We start from the raw sequence: 15,857 nt of genomic DNA, 5'->3' as shown, positions 1-15,857 counted from the left end.
TTACTTGCTTTTTTTAAGGTTAATTGTAATTTCGAATTTGATGGTTGTTATTTCACCTTCCTCAACATCAACAGCGACATCCTTCACGTCACTAATTTTTGTGCGCACATTTTTAGCAACAACATTATTTTTTTGTGTAACAATCGTTTCCATTTTAGCTGGCAATGTTTCTACTTTATCAAACAGTTTTCGAACCATTGTAATATAAGCTTGCGCTGTTGGAACAGGCATTACTCTTTTTTCAGCAAGTCTAATAGCTAAGGATTCTGGATTTTCACCATTTATTAATGCTTGTCCAATTTCTTTCTTAAATGGACTAAGCTTTGCTAAGATTGCTTGTTTTGTTTGGATTTCTGTTGTTGTTTTCATGGTTGTTATTTTTTGATTGTTTAATTGATTATTACTATTATTTGTTTGTGGAAATTCACGAATCATGAGATCATCAGGAATTGGAATTTTTTTGTCCATTTGTTTCATAAAAAATGGAACATTAGAAGTAAAACAACTATCCCTGATCTCTCTTGCCCATTGTGGATCAATAGGTCTTCTTCCTGGTCCTGACTCACCACCGCAAATGACCCATTCAATACCATCGAGATTCAAGTTTGGTAGAGGCCCTATTAGTGGTTCAAGGGAAAGAAATTTTATTTTTGCCTGTGTCAATTTTAAATAACCAATACGATCCATCACTTTTTCATCTTCCACAGAAACACCCATCCAAATATTATCAGTCCAATTGAGAAACTGACTCAACTCTGCAAGTCGCTCAGCACGCTTTGTTAAGACTTGGTAAGTAATAAGTGGGGTTTCATTCATCGTTTCGAAAACTCGTTGAATAAACTCCAAAGGCACCTCTTTGTGGAATAGGTCACTCATACTATTCACGAATACCATACAAGGTTTCCTCCACCCATAAGGTCTTTTTAGCTCTGCTTCATGAAGGGTTATATTAAATCCATTTTGATACTTGGGTTGCCCCATTGCTTTCAATCTTTTAGTTAAGACTTCTGCATAGCAGAATTTGCAACCTGCTGTAATTTTATCGCAACCTGTTGTTGGATTCCATGTTACTTCTGTCCATTCAATGTTAGATTTACTCATGATAATTTTTGTTTTTATAAAATCACTTCGTTGCGACTTCTATATCAGGAGTACATTTCTAAAAAAAAGAATATTTATAAGTGGCCTAATCTTAACTTATTGAAATACAATCGGATGCGTTGTTCAAAATTTCACCTAGATTCTTTTAACACATTATTGTCAATTTTAAAATTGACTGCTATATTTAACCAACCTAAATCATACCATGAAAAAGAAGATTATCAAAAGGGAGAAAACTCTTTCGGACTTTACAACGAATGCGATGGAACAGGCTGCTATGGAAAGATATTTAGAATTTGAAGCGCATGAACGAGAGAATGAAAAAAAGAATAACAAAAAAAGATACAAAAAGCATCAAGTCTTCAAAAGAAGCACGCATGAAATAGATCTATACTTGAATGAGATCGACAAGGAAAAAAGGGATGCTGAAAATAGAAAATCAAATCCTGTTAGGATATATAATGAAAAGTTAAGACAATTAAAGGCTTATCAAGTAGAATCTCCAGCGAATGGTTTAATAAATGAATTTAGAGTGGCATTGAATATACCGCTGGAATATATAGCTAATGAAATGGGTGTTACCAAACAAGCTGTATTAAATTATGAAACTAACGAGAAAAAGCGAATTCTAAGTATGGAAATCCTGGATAGGTTTGCTAAATTGATGGGGTTGAAATTGATTTATTATTTTGTGCCAGATGAAAAGACACCTTTACAATTAATTAAAGAGAAGGTATTAGATTTGATAGATGACCTTCCAGAAAAGCAAAAAATGAGTTATTACATTACTAATGAAAATATACGAGAACAAATAAAAACAGAAGACCTAGATAAGTATTCTGTTGAAAAGTACTCAGGCGTAAAAAAGCAGCAAAGGTTATTCATGAAAACAATAGACAGTATTCCAAAGTCATTATGGAAAAGTGACAAGAAAAAAAAATAGTCTCTGTAAGTAATTGTATTTGCAAGTTAATTCTCCTATTTTTGATCAGCGACAAAATTGTTTAACCCTTTTCTATTTGTCACCACAAATCCAAAAGCCAGGCTAACCACCTGGCTTTTTAATTGCCCTTTACCAAGAATATAATTACTTTTAATACTCAATTAAAATCCCATGAAAGAACCCAGCATAGAAGAAGAAAGAAATTTATTATTGAAATTAGCGTCCATTCCTGTCGATCAAAGACAAGATATAATTGAAGAGAACCTTTATGGTTATGAGGGCGAAGAAAAGACTAATCTCCGAAAGTGTTTTGAAAATATTTTCTATATCATTGATCAGGAAAAGAATAAAATGTCGAGTTAGAGGAGAAATGATTTAGAGTCATAAAACAACAAATCAACTATGGGAAATAACAGTGAATTACTAGTTATGATTTAAAAAAGCAAACATTTCAATTACTCAACTTAAATATGAGTAAAGTGTTCAAATTGTCTTTAACTAATGATTTACAATTATTAGCTTTGATTTGATCTAAAACATTCGGGTGTGCTGATTCATTTCTATAGTTATTCGAAATTTCATCTACTACCTTAAGAAACTCATTCGAAAGAACTTTTTCGTTAAAAATCGAAAATATTCTTATTCTTAATCGCTGGAGTATACTGCTATTAATATAGGTGTCACCATCATTTTTTAGTTTGCTTAAGATGAACTTCATTTCTCCCATTGTAAACTTTGGTTGTGATTTTTTTAAATTTTTATAAAAACTTTTTAGATCAGCCAGTTTAACTCTGATCTTATCTGGCAAGTTTTTGTTTTTCTTCTCTTCATCTTCAACAGTGTTCATGTCCTCTTGTATTTCTTTGTGAAATGGGGTAAATATATTAACCGATAATTCATTTTCTAAAGCTCTACAATATTGCAAAATGAATGGTGAAAAATCAATGGTGTCATTTCCCCTTATACCAGCAAAAAGCCATTCAGCTGTGATGATAAAGAGCTGGCTGTCTTTATTCAAATTATCCCATTTAGGAATTTCTTTTTTACATTCCTTTTCGATTAATAACTTTACAGAATCTTTTATTTTTAAATTTTTATCTAAATTGTCACATAGTGAAGCTAATTTTGAATCAAGATCTAAATTACTTGATTTGATTGCATCAAATCCCGTCTTCAATTCGTCGAGGACCTCATTCAACGTAACTGCGATCTCATCAATTTTGTCTTCAAGACTTTGTAGGTTTTCTACAACTACTCCTTGATTCTTATCAATTTTATCGTGTAAATTCTTGAATTCTATCTTGATGTAATTTAGAAGTGATAAGTTGTACTTTACTTCATCGGAACCTAAATATGTGTTGACTTTATTTTCATCCTCTCCCGTTCCTTCTTTGAAAGGGAAAACATCAATAAGTATACTGTCGTAAACATTTATTTTTAGGTTATAGTCATTCTTAAAACAATAATAAGGAATGTTCTTTTGTTCGCAGTAGAGATATAGCTGTTTCCCAAATTCTTTGAGGATCAAAGTTCCTTTTCCTTTTGTTCTTGGATGAAAAAACAATGAATCATATCCTGATTTATTTGGTGCAGGATAGTTTCCTTTTCTTATGATCTCATTCGGTAAAAGTTCAATACAAGGCATATTTTTCGATAGTATTTGTAAAACATAAATGTAATTGTTTCAATTATGACCTCATAGCCAAGTAAACCTATTTAGTTCACAATCGAAGTGACCAAAAACCAATTCACGCACTCGTTGAATTCAGATAAAAAATCTGAAGCCATTTCTCTTTTGTTATATGAAAGATATTATTTCCTTGTAAATAATCCAAATAGTCCCATTGTTTTGTGTAACCAATAAAAACAATTAAATTAAAGCCACAATGCGAGAAATTTGTGTTTTAACTCAAATAGTTTCAGATCTCTATTTAATGGTAATTTAAGTTTTGAAAACTAAACTTGTTTTGTTTATTTTCAATGACTCTTAATCTTTCCAACTTATGATAAAAAATAGTATTGAACTCTTCAATGGCATCAATAAATTCCTAGACAAGCAAAAAACAAAAAAACTTATCTTAAACGGTGTCATAGTTCATACAATACAAAAGGATGGAGATTATTTTTGTTGTTATATAAACAAACGAAAATATTGGTTGGAATTCAGTAAGAGGCACAGAAGCAATCAACTCAAGAGCTTTATTCACCTTTTCGATGAGAATAAAGCTGAACACAGCATAGTTCAATTAACTTTAGATTCAAGTAATTTTACAATTGAAAATAATGTATTTCAGATACGACAAAATCGTGGCATGACAATAGGCAGAAAAATTCAAGGATTAGAAGCTGAATTTAAAAGCTTAATGTACACGCAAGGATTTAGTAAAAAAGACATCATTGCTACTGGGGATTGCTCAAAACCGAATTACAAGATTCTCCTGGCGGATATTCTGTTGTGGTTAAAAATTAGGGTAAGAACAAAGCTAACGTTGGAAGAAAAATATAGAGGCGTTGAAGATAGATCAACCGAGAATGAATCAGAAGTTGAATTAGATGATGTGCTTGATATTGAAAGTAAGACGGAAGGAGGGCAAAAGGTTGTTATCTCTATGAGAGCTGAAAGAAACACGAAATTAAGAGCTACGGCAATGAAGATTCATGGGCTGAAGTGCAAAGCTTGTGGGTTTGATTTCCAGAAAAAATATGGGGCATGGGGAAAAGACTATATTGAAGTCCATCATGCAGTTCCGTTGAGTACAAATTCGAAAAGGGAAACAGATCCTGCAAAAGACCTAACTGTGGTTTGTTCTAATTGCCACAGAATGATTCATAGGAAGAAGAATATTACCCTTACTATTCAGGAATTAAAAGTGAAATTGGGTTGATGGGTAAACATCATTTCTTACTACGTAAAAACTCTCTTAAGTGAAGCGATACTCTGTGTTCAATTTTTTGCTTTATCTCATCAAAAACTCCCTCATTAAAGTGAAGCATTCTCCTATATAGGAGTGATAAACTGTGTTTAATTTTTTTTGGTAAAACTCTAAAAAAAACTCTCTTATACTAGTGATTTATTCTCCTAAGTGAAGCGATATACTGTGTGTAGGAACTTTTACTGGGTTTTAATCTGCTCTAAATCTGCAAGTATATTATTCTAGTGTTATTATCTTCCTTGTAGGTAATAGGAAAGTGAGTTCAAAAAATGAACCCCCTTTCCCCCTTACATATATTATCTTCCCATTAAGTATAACAGTATAAGCGAGAAAGGTGCTGAAAGAACCCCCTGAACAAAACAACACCTTACATTTAGAGCCGTTCAAGGCTATGATGTGCGATTTGATTAAAAAAGAAAAGAAAAAAATAATTGTACTTCCATGTTTCACGAACCTTTTGGTCAGATGGAAGTGCATCAGGTTTTACCCCTTCTGTGAGTGATCCATATTAATTCTGGCTTCTCAGTTGCTAAGGATTGCGGCCCCTAAACAACAACAAACTATTTGTTTGTTTTCTTTTCTTTTTATCAATCGTACACAGCTTATCTTCATTCTTGTAGTCATAAGGCGCTACTTGCATCTTTTTGAGCTTTAAACCTCACAATTCAGGAGTTCCGAGAACCTGATTGTTACTAAACTTCATATAAAAAATAGTTTAATAAAAACAAAAAACCAAATGTTTTTGAAAGTTTTTTGGATATTTTTTTCGAAAATATTTAATTGCTGTGTGAACACGTCCATTTTGTCAAAATTTTGTTGGATGAATTTTTTTCTAGTGTATTTTAAAGAATTAAAGCCAGCTGGTTTTCCATGTTCTACTTAGAGTTCGAAAGCAGTTTTATTAAAAGAAGCCTAATTTTTTTCCAGACCATGTACTTGTAATGTGATTGAGAAACACTTGATACCTTATCTCAGAAACCTTTGTAACCTCCCTATACAATTCCTTTTCAAAACTTTTACGGCGCTCTGAGATATAATTAAACAATAATTTTTCGTCCTCGCCGAAATACCAATAGTCTGAGTAATTTGAATCAAAAAACAATTCCACCATTTTTACCTTTCGCTCTTTACTCTCTGGTAAAAACTGCTCACTATCATCAATGTATTGAAAACCAATTATTGCTATTTTATTGGTTTCTGAATCTATGAGGCTATTAGTGCCATCCGTGGCATATATTGCTATTTTTTTCATATTCCTTTTGAGATAAATAGTCTCTAAAAAATGTAAACTTGGGAGTTATCAGAAAAAAGAATAAAAAGCCAATGATCTTAATTAAATTGCATCGAGCCGCAAAACTTTAATCCTATAAAATTATTCATATGAAAAAGAAAATGATCGTAGAGAAATACAAAGCCAAAACTCATGAATATCTATTAGCACTTTTCTTCTTTCCTAGTGCGGTGAAACTTATTAAACCAAAAGATCGGCTCCAGGAATCCATTGTCAATTGGTTCTTAGACAAAGAAAAATACGTTCCAGATGAATCTTATGACTTACCCACTATAAAAGCACTAGGTGAAGAACTGGGAATGTCAAGTGGTGTTATTCGTCATCAATTAGAGCAGTTATATGAACAAATCTGCGACTTGAATTTTGACCAACCATTTCTTTTTAAAAAAGAAAAGGAAATTCTTTGTCACATCGTATTTAGATATCAGGGTAATGATGCCGCATTTACTGTTGGACTTACCCACATACCTCATGTTGGAGGTAGTTTCAATTTTTTCTTTATTAAACCTAAAATTGGAACTTCTTCATTTTGGATTAAACGGATCTATCATGAATATGATGACGGTGGTCAAAAGGTGACGATGATTCTTTCCAGTGACTATCCGAACGCATATTTAAATCTTGTAAGAGATAAAGCCTTTTTGAAGCGTGAAATAAGTTTTGGCGAACTGATTAGAGCCGAAATTGATTCTGAATTGCGAGACAAACTACTCAACACAGGAACTGGATCGCTATAGTATCACTTTAAAGTACTTTCCGATTACTACATTTTATAGCTAGGGAGCCATAAAAATTGTTTTATCTTTAAAGGATAAACCCAACAAGAAGAATTAAGAAAACAATAGAATTTAAACAAGTTGGAAAGACCTTTATTTGTTATTAAAAAACTTAAGTAAAAACTCGACATTAGATACTTGTTTAAAAAATCGAGACCTTCTAAATAAAAAGACTAATCGTTATGCAAATTGATATAAAGGGCAAAATAAATGAAAAAAAACTTGCATACAGCAATACTTTACTGCCTCTTTTCGAAGCGATAATTAATTCTATTCAAGCAATTGAAGAAGACAGCTCAACGAAACCAGGGATTATTGAAATTGATATTATAAGATCTCAGCAAAAAGATTTGGTATTTGATGAACAGGAAACACTACCCGAAATAATAGATTTCAGTGTAAGAGATAATGGTATTGGTTTTACAGAGGCAAATTATGATTCATTCAATTATGCCCATTCAACTTATAAAAAGGGCGGAAAAGGTATAGGTCGCTTTAGCTGGTTAAGAGCTTTTTCAAGGGCTGAAATTGAAAGTCGTTTCAGAGAAAATGATAAATGGAACCTTCGTAAATTCAGTTTTGAGCCAACAAAGCGTGGTATTGAGAAACACTCTTTAGAAGAGGTGAATTCCACCAATGAACGTTATACCACGGTTAAATTAAACGGTCTAAAAGAGGAATACAGAAAATGGTGTAATTCCAAATCGGAAGATATTGCATTGAAAATAATTGAACACGCTTTTATTTATTTTTTAAGTAATGACTGCCCACGTATCTTACTCAATGACTTGGGGAAAACGATTGTGGTGAATGACTTATTTCAACTTTTTACGAATGGGCAGGTTACTACAAGAACACTAGATATTCGAACGAGAAAATTCAAGTTGAGTATTGTGAAATTATATAGTAATAAGGTAGACAACAAGATTCACTATTGTGCTAATAACAGGGAGGTACTCTTTGATAAAATTTCCATGGACATTCCTGAACTAGATAACTTTTTGACAGATGAAAACGGAAAGAGTTTTTCAATCGGGATTTTTGTTGAAGGAGAATTTCTTGATGCCAATGTCAACGATGAGAGAACTGCTATTAATTTCAACAAAGGCGAAATTGAATTCCCAGATCAAATAAATCAGGATGAGCTGAGAAAGTCAATTACCGATTTACTTAGTCAAGAGTTTGAACGGCAAATCAGCGAGCTTTCAGAAACAAGAATAGTCAAGGTAAGAGAATTTGTAGCTCAGCACCCCAGATATAGGCAGTTACTTAAGTATAAAACTGATAGATTAAAGAAAATTCCTTCTACACTTTCAGAAGAAAAAATGGAGATTGAAGTGTTTAAAATTCAGCAGGAGTTAGAACTAGATGTAAAAAAGGAAACTAAAACTGTCATCAAATTTATTGAAAGCGAAGAAGATCTTAATGAGTTTGATGAAAAACATCGAGAGTTGTACGCAAAAATAATCGAAGTTGGAAACGCTAAACTATCAGAATATGTAATTCATAGAAAACTTGTTATAGATCTTTTTGACAAGCTATTAAAGCGTGAAGCTCCAGAAAAAGCCGTTCACAGCCTAATTTTCCCTTTAAAAACACTTTCTGATGAAATTGGATTTGAAGACCATAATCTTTGGATGCTTGATGAAAAGCTATCATATCACAAATACTTAGCATCAGATAAATCTTTCAAACAAAACACTCAAGTAGATTCGAATTCTAAGGATAGGCCAGACATACTTGTTTTCAATAAGCCTTTTGCTTTTTCAAATGATGAAAAGCCCTATGAATCAATTGTACTAGTGGAGTTTAAACGTCCAATGAGAAATGACTATACGGATGTAGAAAACCCTATTACTCAGATTAACAAATATGCTAGGGAAATTATTGAAGGTGAGGCGAAGGACAAGAATAAACGAGAGTTCGATTTTCGCCCTAATACTCCAATTTATTCCTATATCGTATGTGACCTAACGAAAAAACTTAAAGCCTTTGCCAAGGATGCAGGGTACAAACAGCTGCCAAGTGGCGATGGATTTTTCTTTTTCAACGACAATTATAATATGTATGTTGAAATAATGAGTTTTGATAAGGTGCTTAAAGATTCTAAAGAGAGAAATCGAGTATTATTTGAGAAATTGAATCTAACATAGCTAATATGAATTGCTATAATTGTGGAGCTTCATTATCTCCAGCGCAAAATCACAGAGAGCACATACCTCCAAAGAATTTATTTGAAGGATTTCCAATTGCTTTCAGAGAAACACGTATACTGGTTCCAGCATGTTATAATTGCAATCAATCATACAGTTATGCTGACGAAGAGTTTAGGAATTTAATAGGAATAATTAATAAACGCCCTGAAGCAGTTAAATTGGTTGAAAAAACCACAAGGTCTTTTTTTAGACTTGATGCAAAATTAGCAAGGATTATTTATGGCATTTCGAATAGGATGCCTTTTGCGGTTAAGTTTGATCTGAAGGCTATAGAACAATTTCATATTAAGAATTTTAAAGGCTTATTTTATCACAATTATGGAATTCCATTGACCTCCAATTTTTTGTGCCTCGCCCATTTTGATACTAATTTCCAGAAAGAAAAATCTCAGAAATTAGTGAATTATCTGACTCAGAATTTCTCATGGAAAGTTTCAGGCGATGAAAGTGTATTTAGGTATATTCTTCAGCCATATAGACCTGACCATAATTTCGATGGGAGCGACATCTTACCAAGTGCTGATGAAAAATATTTTATTTGCCTCATGTCTTATACTAAAAACCATGCAGCGCTAGTTCTTTCGGAAAGAAAATAGATAATATATTCATTTTTGCTAGAGCCGTTTTATATAATTTTAAAACGTGCGGAAATCTTAGTATTCAATTTTCCTAGTTTATTCCCTTCCTGGTTTGATTTAATATCTCACATTTTGATATAAAATGTTACATTTATGTCCCACATGTAGCCCAATGAACAATATCAAATTAATACTGCAAAAAAAAGGTCTCACGCAAACATGGTTGAGTAGCGAGCTAGGCAAAAGTTACAACATGGTGAACGCCTACGTTCAAAATAGGAGGCAACCCTCGTTGGAAATTTTATATGCCATTGCCGATTTGCTAAATGTGGATGTGAAAGAATTATTGGTTTCAAATAAAAAAAGACAGAACTAAAAAATGGCAATTAAAAAATCAGAATTATACTCTTCCCTTTGGGCAAGTTGCGACAAGTTAAGGGGCTCAATGGAACCAAGTCAATACAAAGATTATGTGTTGGTGTTGCTGTTTGTAAAGTATGTGAGTGACAAGTACGCCAATGACCCCAATGGGCTAATTAAAATTCCAAAGGGTGGTGGTTTTAGTGACCTCCAAGCCCTAAAGGGGCAGAAGGATATAGGCGAAAAAATGGATATTGCCATAAGTGCTTTAGCGAAGGAAAATGATCTAGAAAAAGTAATCGACAACATAAGTTTTCAGGACGATGAGAAATTAGGCAAAGGAAAAGAAATGGTTGACAAGCTTACCGATCTCATTGCCATTTTCGAAAACCCTTCTCTTGATTTTAGTAAAAATCGTGCTGAAGGTGATGATATTTTGGGTGATGCTTACGAATACTTGATGCGGCACTTTGCTTCGGAAAGCGGCAAGAGTAAGGGCGAATTTTATACACCTGCCGAAGTAAGCCGAGTTTTGGCGAAGGTTATTGGGGTAACGAAAGTAACCAAGGATAAACAAACTGTATACGATCCAACATGCGGGTCAGGCTCTTTGTTACTGAAAGTAGCTGAAGAAGCTGAATCGAAAGTGAACTTATATGGGCAAGAAAAAGAGACCTCTAATGCTGCCTTAGCACGCATGAATATGATTTTGCACAACAACCCTGAAGCTGTAATTGAAAAAGGTCAAAGCACCATGTCGGTTCCACTGCATACGGATAAAGCAACTGGTAAATTAAAAACTTTTGATTTTGTGGTTGCCAATCCCCCTTTCTCATCAAAGAACTGGATGGATGGATTTGATCCTACGAATGATTTATACAACCGTTTTGAATCTGGTAAAATCCCTCCTGCTAAAAATGGCGATTATGCCTTTTTGTTGCATATCATTAAATCACTAAAAAGCAAAGGTAAAGGTGCTTGCATTTTGCCACATGGAGTTTTGTTTCGTGGCAATGTAGAAAGCGAAATACGTAAAAGCCTCATCGAAAAAGGCTACATCAAAGGTATTATTGGGTTACCAGCAAATTTGTTTTACGGAACAGGCATACCTGCATGTGTGATTGTGATTGATATGGAAAATGCCGAAGCGACCAAAGACCTTTCGGAAGATGAAAGAGGTATTTTTATGGTAGATGCCAGCAAAGGCTTCATTAAAGACGGAAACAAAAACCGTTTACGTGAACAGGACATTCATAAAATAACAGACATTTTCAACAAACAAATTGAAGTGCCTAAGTTCAGTCGTTTTGTTTCTTACAAAGAAATAAGCGATCAGAAAAATGATTTTAACCTCAACATTCCCCGCTACATCGACAGTCAGGAAATAGAAGACATACAAGACATTGAAGCACACTTGTTAGGTGGTATTCCAAATGCAGATATTGATGCTTTGCAGGACTACTGGAAAGTATATCCTTCGCTTCGCAAACAATTGTTTAAAGATGGGCGAAAAGGGTACTCACTATTGACCATTGAGCATTCGCAGCTAAAAAATGAAATATTTTCGCATCCCGAATTTGTAACCTTCAGTAAGGAAATGGACGATTTGTTTACCAACTGGAAAAAACGCAACACTACTTTCTTAAAAGCCTTAGCCATCGGTGTAAAACCCAAGCAGACTAGTCATAGTATTTCGGAAGATATCTTACAAACCTACACAGGCAAAGCCCTGATGGATAAGTACGATGTTTACCAGCATTTAATGAATTATTGGAATGAAGTAATGCAAGATGATTGTTATTTGATTGCTGTGGACGGCTGGAAGGCAGAACCTTACCGCATTTTGACAAAAAACAAAGCAGGAAAAGAAACTGACAAAGGTTGGGATTGCGATTTGGTTCCTAAAAGCTTGGTGATTAACCGCTACTTTCTAGCCGAGAAAAAAGCCATTGAGAAACTGGAAGCCGAAAGAGAAACCTTAGCCGCCACTACTCAGGAACTGGAAGAAGAACACAGTGGAGAGGAAGGCTATTTCTCTGATTATGACAAGGTAAACAAAGCCAATGTGCAAAAGCGATTGAAAGAACTTGTGGCTACAAAACCAAAAGCTAAAAAACAGGACTTGCCTTTGGCTGCCGAAGCAGAAACTTCTTATGGAGAGCAAGCGGTTTTGGAGCAATACCTTGACCTAACCGAAAAGCAAACCGAACTCAACAAAAAGATAAAAGAAGTAGAAGCTGAGTTGGATAAACTTACATTGGCACGCTACAAAACACTCACCGATACCGAAATAAAGCAGTTGGTTGTGGATGATAAATGGATGGCAAGTATTGAACGCAGTGTAAAGACCGAAATGGAACGCATCAGCCAACGCCTTACCCAACGTATAAAAGAATTGACAGAACGCTACGAAACACCATTGCCCAAACAAACCACCGATGCTGTCGAATTGGAAGACAAAGTATCTGCTCACCTTCAAAAAATGGGATTTGTATGGAGTTAGTAGCAGAAAAATATAAACAAACCGAAGTGGGTTTGATTCCGAGCGATTGGCAGGTGAAAACAATTTCGCAAATCTCCAATCCTGTTAGAGGAGGCTCACCCAGACCAGCAGGTGACCCAAGATATTTTAATGGAAATTATATTCCTTGGCTAACAGTTGCAGCCTTGACCAATATCCCGTTATCTCAAATGTATGTTTTAGAAACAGAAAGCTGTTTAACAGAGGAAGGTTCTTTACACAGCAGAATACTTGAAAAAGGAACTCTGATAATTGCAAACAGCGGTGCGACCTTAGGTGTACCAAAGCTATTAGCAATAAAGTGTTGTGCGAATGACGGAATTGCAGCATTGTTAGACTTTGACAAAGAAACTAACAAACAGTATTTGGTCTATTTTATCAATACTCAAATCAAATATTTAAGGGAAGTTGTAGCAACTGGAAATGGACAACCAAACTTAAACACTGGATTGATTGGCAACATTAAAGTTCCACTTCCACCAACCATTGACGAACAAGCCGCCATAGCCAACGCCCTATCCGATGCCGATGACTTGATAAACAGTTTAGAAAAACTGATTGCCAAAAAACGCAACATCAAGCAAGGGGTAATGCAAAAACTGTTTTCTACAGGTAAGCTTCAAGAAATAAGATTAGATACAATTGTTGTTATTAGGAAAGGAGAACAATTGAACAAATCCGATATGTCAGACAAAGGAACTTACCCTGCACTAAATGGTGGTATTGAACCATCAGGTTACACTGATAAATGGAACACGGAAAAAGATACGATTACAATAAGTGAAGGTGGAAATTCTTGCGGATTTGTAAACTATTCTACAAACAGATTTTGGCTGGGAGGTCACTGTTATGCTGTTGACTTGATAGATACTAAATTTCCTAAAGCATACCTGTATCAATACTTAAAGTTTCGTCAAACGCAGGTAATGGAATTACGAGTTGGTTCAGGCTTGCCCAATATTCAAAAATCAAGTTTGAATAATTTCAATATTAAAATTCACGATTCACTCCATGAAAAACTAAAAGTTGCCAATTGCTTGACTGATATGGATGCTGACATAAATGCCATAGAAAACAAATTGGAGAAATACAGAAAGGTAAAATTAGGGATGTTGCAGAATTTATTAACAGGGAAAATAAGATTAAAATAATATGGCTGGAGAAATTGTACAAAGTTTGATCACACCAAATGCCCTTACGATAAACAGAGTTTTTTCTGAAAAGGAGCGTTATTACATTGACATCTACCAAAGGGATTATAAGTGGCAAAAGAGTCAGGTAGAAACCTTGCTAAGAGATATCGAGTTAAGATTCAACTTGAGTCAACGTAATGTAAGTGATCCCAAGAATATTAAAAAGGATGTACTTGAAAATTATAAGCCGTACTTTCTTAATACTTACCTAACCTGCAAAACCACAACATTTATTTCTATTGTGGATGGTCAACAACGGTTAACTACATTTTTAATAATGCTGATTGCATTACGACGTATAGTTTCGGAAGTCCATGAAAACGCTAGCTATACTGTAAAGACAGTGAGCGTTAGCACACTTGAAAAGCTAATTTTCGAAGCTGATGATTTTTCAAAGCCTGAATACTACAAAATTTATAATCCAAATCGTCAAGGAGCGTTTGATTATATCTTAGGTAATATTACTGAGTATGAAGCCAAAGACGAAACGCAGAAAAAGATTTTGGAAAACTATGTTATCATATCCACATACTTTAATAGTCTCTTTAAATCTGAGGAATCTGGCTTGACTATTGACGTAAAAAAACTTACTTACTATATCTATTACATCTTAGAAAAACTCAATATTGTAGAAATTCATATTGAACAGCAGGAGAATGTTGCCACCATCTTTGAAGTTGTGAATGACCGTGGTTTAGGATTAAAACCTTATGAGATTCTAAAAGGAAAGTTTCTCGGCAATCTATACAATGAAGAGAAAGAAAAGGCTAACGAAATTTGGGTAGAACTCCAGAACAAATATTACAACAGCATCATTAAAAATAGTACCGAAAATGAAATTGATTTAGACACTTTTTTTAAAATATACTTAAGAGCCAAATTCGCTGAAACTGAAAATGACTATAAGAAATTTGAAGATAAGTACCACTATGAAATTTACCAAAATCAAACAATTCTGAGCTTTTTTAATCGTTTTGAAGACACCAAAAAGCTATATAATTGGGTCGTCAACGACTTTAGATACTTTGCTGAACTGCATTTAAAGATTCGGACAACATATGAGAATGAATATCTAGTATTCAATAAATTACTTGATCAAAACCAACAGTATTTATTAATTATTTCTGCAATTGAATTAAATGACAAACAGGCAAATGAAAAGATCAATTTAGTTGCTAAAAAGTTTGATCAAATGCATTCAACAGTACGTTTGCTAGATCTCTACGATAGTAATAGTTTTCAGGATTTTGTATACAAGTTAATGCCTAAGGTTCGAAATAAATCTTTGAATGAGATTGCCAAGGCATTTGATGATGTCTTGATTGCACATCTCGAAGAAGAAGAGATTATTACAAAAGGTGCATACACAACTATCGGAGATTTGTATAAACCTGAATTATTTCAAAATATACACAATAGGTGGCTCAATTTTACCAAGTATACATTAATGAGAATAGACAAATTCTTGGGAGAGAAACTAGATAAGCCGTCGTATTGTAAAGATGCATTAACTGATCTTGAAGAACGGTTTAACAAGAATAATAAAAAAGTGTATGGTATGCATCTAGAGCATATCTATGCGAATAATGATCGAAACAAAAAACTCTTCACAGATAAGGATGGTTTCTTTGATGAATCGAAATTCAATACAGTTAGAAATAAACTGGGCATGTTGCTGTTGTTGAAGGACAAACAAAACATTAGCAGCAATAATGACTATTATTCTTTAAAAGTAGAGGACTACAAAACAAGTAATTTAATTTGGAACGAACTTTTGGTAGGTCATATTGATTCAATTGATAGAAAGCATCTCCCAAGTCATATAAATTTCACTAAGATTGAACCGAATCAAGACGGAGTCTTTCCGTTGGAAATGTTGGAAACTCGACAAAAGGAAACATTTGAGATGCTGAAACAAATATGGGGTTTTTAAACTACAGATAAT

The 15,857-nt window shown here is 33.9% G+C and carries 13 protein-coding genes; 10 read left to right on the top strand and 3 right to left on the bottom strand.

Annotated elements, in window-relative coordinates:
• On the bottom strand, nt 1-1,101 hold the full coding sequence (locus tag P2086_RS12950) for a DUF5131 family protein (RefSeq protein ID WP_317897166.1): 1,101 nt from the start codon (nt 1,099-1,101) through the stop codon (nt 1-3).
• 205 nt (nt 1,102-1,306) lie between these two features.
• Here P2086_RS12950 and P2086_RS12945 point away from each other — a divergent pair, with 205 nt between their 5' ends.
• On the top strand, nt 1,307-2,044 hold the full coding sequence (locus P2086_RS12945) for a helix-turn-helix domain-containing protein (protein ID WP_317897165.1): 738 nt from the start codon (nt 1,307-1,309) through the stop codon (nt 2,042-2,044).
• Nucleotides 2,045-2,215: 171 nt separating this feature from the next.
• Complete coding sequence (locus tag P2086_RS12940; RefSeq protein WP_317897164.1) at nt 2,216-2,407, top strand: hypothetical protein; 192 nt, start codon at nt 2,216-2,218, stop codon at nt 2,405-2,407.
• A gap of 88 nt (nt 2,408-2,495) precedes the next feature.
• On the opposite strand, the gene P2086_RS12935 is transcribed toward P2086_RS12940, so the two are convergent.
• Nucleotides 2,496-3,689, bottom strand: coding sequence for a hypothetical protein (locus P2086_RS12935; protein ID WP_317897163.1), 1,194 nt, complete (start codon nt 3,687-3,689; stop codon nt 2,496-2,498).
• A 358-nt stretch (nt 3,690-4,047) separates the two neighbouring features.
• Between P2086_RS12935 and P2086_RS12930 the strand changes: the two genes are divergently transcribed.
• The gene (locus P2086_RS12930) at nt 4,048-4,929 is read left to right on the top strand and encodes an HNH endonuclease (protein ID WP_317897162.1); all 882 of its coding nucleotides are present in this window, start codon (nt 4,048-4,050) and stop codon (nt 4,927-4,929) included.
• Between the two features lie 949 nt (nt 4,930-5,878).
• Here P2086_RS12930 and P2086_RS12925 read toward each other — a convergent pair.
• The gene (locus P2086_RS12925) at nt 5,879-6,229 is read right to left on the bottom strand and encodes a hypothetical protein (RefSeq protein WP_317897161.1); all 351 of its coding nucleotides are present in this window, start codon (nt 6,227-6,229) and stop codon (nt 5,879-5,881) included.
• A gap of 128 nt (nt 6,230-6,357) precedes the next feature.
• Between P2086_RS12925 and P2086_RS12920 the strand changes: the two genes are divergently transcribed.
• The 7 genes from P2086_RS12920 (at nt 6,358) to P2086_RS12890 (ending at nt 15,845) form a co-directional block, all read left to right on the top strand.
• Nucleotides 6,358-7,005, top strand: coding sequence for a hypothetical protein (locus P2086_RS12920; RefSeq protein WP_317897160.1), 648 nt, complete (start codon nt 6,358-6,360; stop codon nt 7,003-7,005).
• A gap of 221 nt (nt 7,006-7,226) precedes the next feature.
• Complete coding sequence (locus tag P2086_RS12915; RefSeq protein WP_317897159.1) at nt 7,227-9,197, top strand: hypothetical protein; 1,971 nt, start codon at nt 7,227-7,229, stop codon at nt 9,195-9,197.
• Nucleotides 9,198-9,202: 5 nt separating this feature from the next.
• The gene (locus P2086_RS12910) at nt 9,203-9,856 is read left to right on the top strand and encodes a hypothetical protein (RefSeq protein ID WP_317897158.1); all 654 of its coding nucleotides are present in this window, start codon (nt 9,203-9,205) and stop codon (nt 9,854-9,856) included.
• 154 nt (nt 9,857-10,010) lie between these two features.
• Nucleotides 10,011-10,214 carry a helix-turn-helix domain-containing protein gene (locus P2086_RS12905; protein ID WP_317897157.1) on the top strand — a complete coding sequence of 68 codons (204 nt, stop codon included), beginning with the start codon at nt 10,011-10,013 and terminating at the stop codon, nt 10,212-10,214.
• Nucleotides 10,215-10,217: 3 nt separating this feature from the next.
• The gene (locus P2086_RS12900) at nt 10,218-12,701 is read left to right on the top strand and encodes a type I restriction-modification system subunit M (RefSeq protein ID WP_317897156.1); all 2,484 of its coding nucleotides are present in this window, start codon (nt 10,218-10,220) and stop codon (nt 12,699-12,701) included.
• On the top strand, nt 12,692-13,870 hold the full coding sequence (locus P2086_RS12895; RefSeq protein WP_317897155.1) for a restriction endonuclease subunit S: 1,179 nt from the start codon (nt 12,692-12,694) through the stop codon (nt 13,868-13,870). The genes P2086_RS12900 and P2086_RS12895 overlap by 10 nt, the downstream gene beginning before the upstream one ends.
• Nucleotide 13,871: 1 nt before the next feature.
• Entirely contained in the window at nt 13,872-15,845 is a 1,974-nt protein-coding gene (locus P2086_RS12890; protein ID WP_317897154.1) for a DUF262 domain-containing protein, read from the top strand.
• The last annotated feature ends 12 nt before the right edge of the window (nt 15,846-15,857 follow it).

Source organism: Aurantibacillus circumpalustris, assembly GCF_029625215.1.
Taxonomy (GTDB): Bacteria; Bacteroidota; Bacteroidia; order B-17B0; family Aurantibacillaceae; genus Aurantibacillus; species Aurantibacillus circumpalustris.
The sequence above is the reverse complement of the archived record's forward strand: the minus strand, read 5'-3'. Positions and strand labels throughout refer to the sequence as shown.

Bases quoted from the DNA above. Each gene is read 5' to 3' on its own strand.
- P2086_RS12950 (WP_317897166.1), bottom strand. From the start codon at position 1,101: ATGAGTAAATCTAACATTGAATGGACAGAAGTAACATGGAATCCAACA.
- P2086_RS12945 (WP_317897165.1), top strand. From the start codon at position 1,307: ATGAAAAAGAAGATTATCAAAAGGGAGAAAACTCTTTCGGACTTTACA.
- P2086_RS12940 (WP_317897164.1), top strand. From the start codon at position 2,216: ATGAAAGAACCCAGCATAGAAGAAGAAAGAAATTTATTATTGAAATTA.
- P2086_RS12935 (WP_317897163.1), bottom strand. From the start codon at position 3,689: ATGCCTTGTATTGAACTTTTACCGAATGAGATCATAAGAAAAGGAAAC.
- P2086_RS12930 (WP_317897162.1), top strand. From the start codon at position 4,048: ATGATAAAAAATAGTATTGAACTCTTCAATGGCATCAATAAATTCCTA.
- P2086_RS12925 (WP_317897161.1), bottom strand. From the start codon at position 6,229: ATGAAAAAAATAGCAATATATGCCACGGATGGCACTAATAGCCTCATA.
- P2086_RS12920 (WP_317897160.1), top strand. From the start codon at position 6,358: ATGAAAAAGAAAATGATCGTAGAGAAATACAAAGCCAAAACTCATGAA.
- P2086_RS12915 (WP_317897159.1), top strand. From the start codon at position 7,227: ATGCAAATTGATATAAAGGGCAAAATAAATGAAAAAAAACTTGCATAC.
- P2086_RS12910 (WP_317897158.1), top strand. From the start codon at position 9,203: ATGAATTGCTATAATTGTGGAGCTTCATTATCTCCAGCGCAAAATCAC.
- P2086_RS12905 (WP_317897157.1), top strand. From the start codon at position 10,011: ATGAACAATATCAAATTAATACTGCAAAAAAAAGGTCTCACGCAAACA.
- P2086_RS12900 (WP_317897156.1), top strand. From the start codon at position 10,218: ATGGCAATTAAAAAATCAGAATTATACTCTTCCCTTTGGGCAAGTTGC.
- P2086_RS12895 (WP_317897155.1), top strand. From the start codon at position 12,692: ATGGAGTTAGTAGCAGAAAAATATAAACAAACCGAAGTGGGTTTGATT.
- P2086_RS12890 (WP_317897154.1), top strand. From the start codon at position 13,872: ATGGCTGGAGAAATTGTACAAAGTTTGATCACACCAAATGCCCTTACG.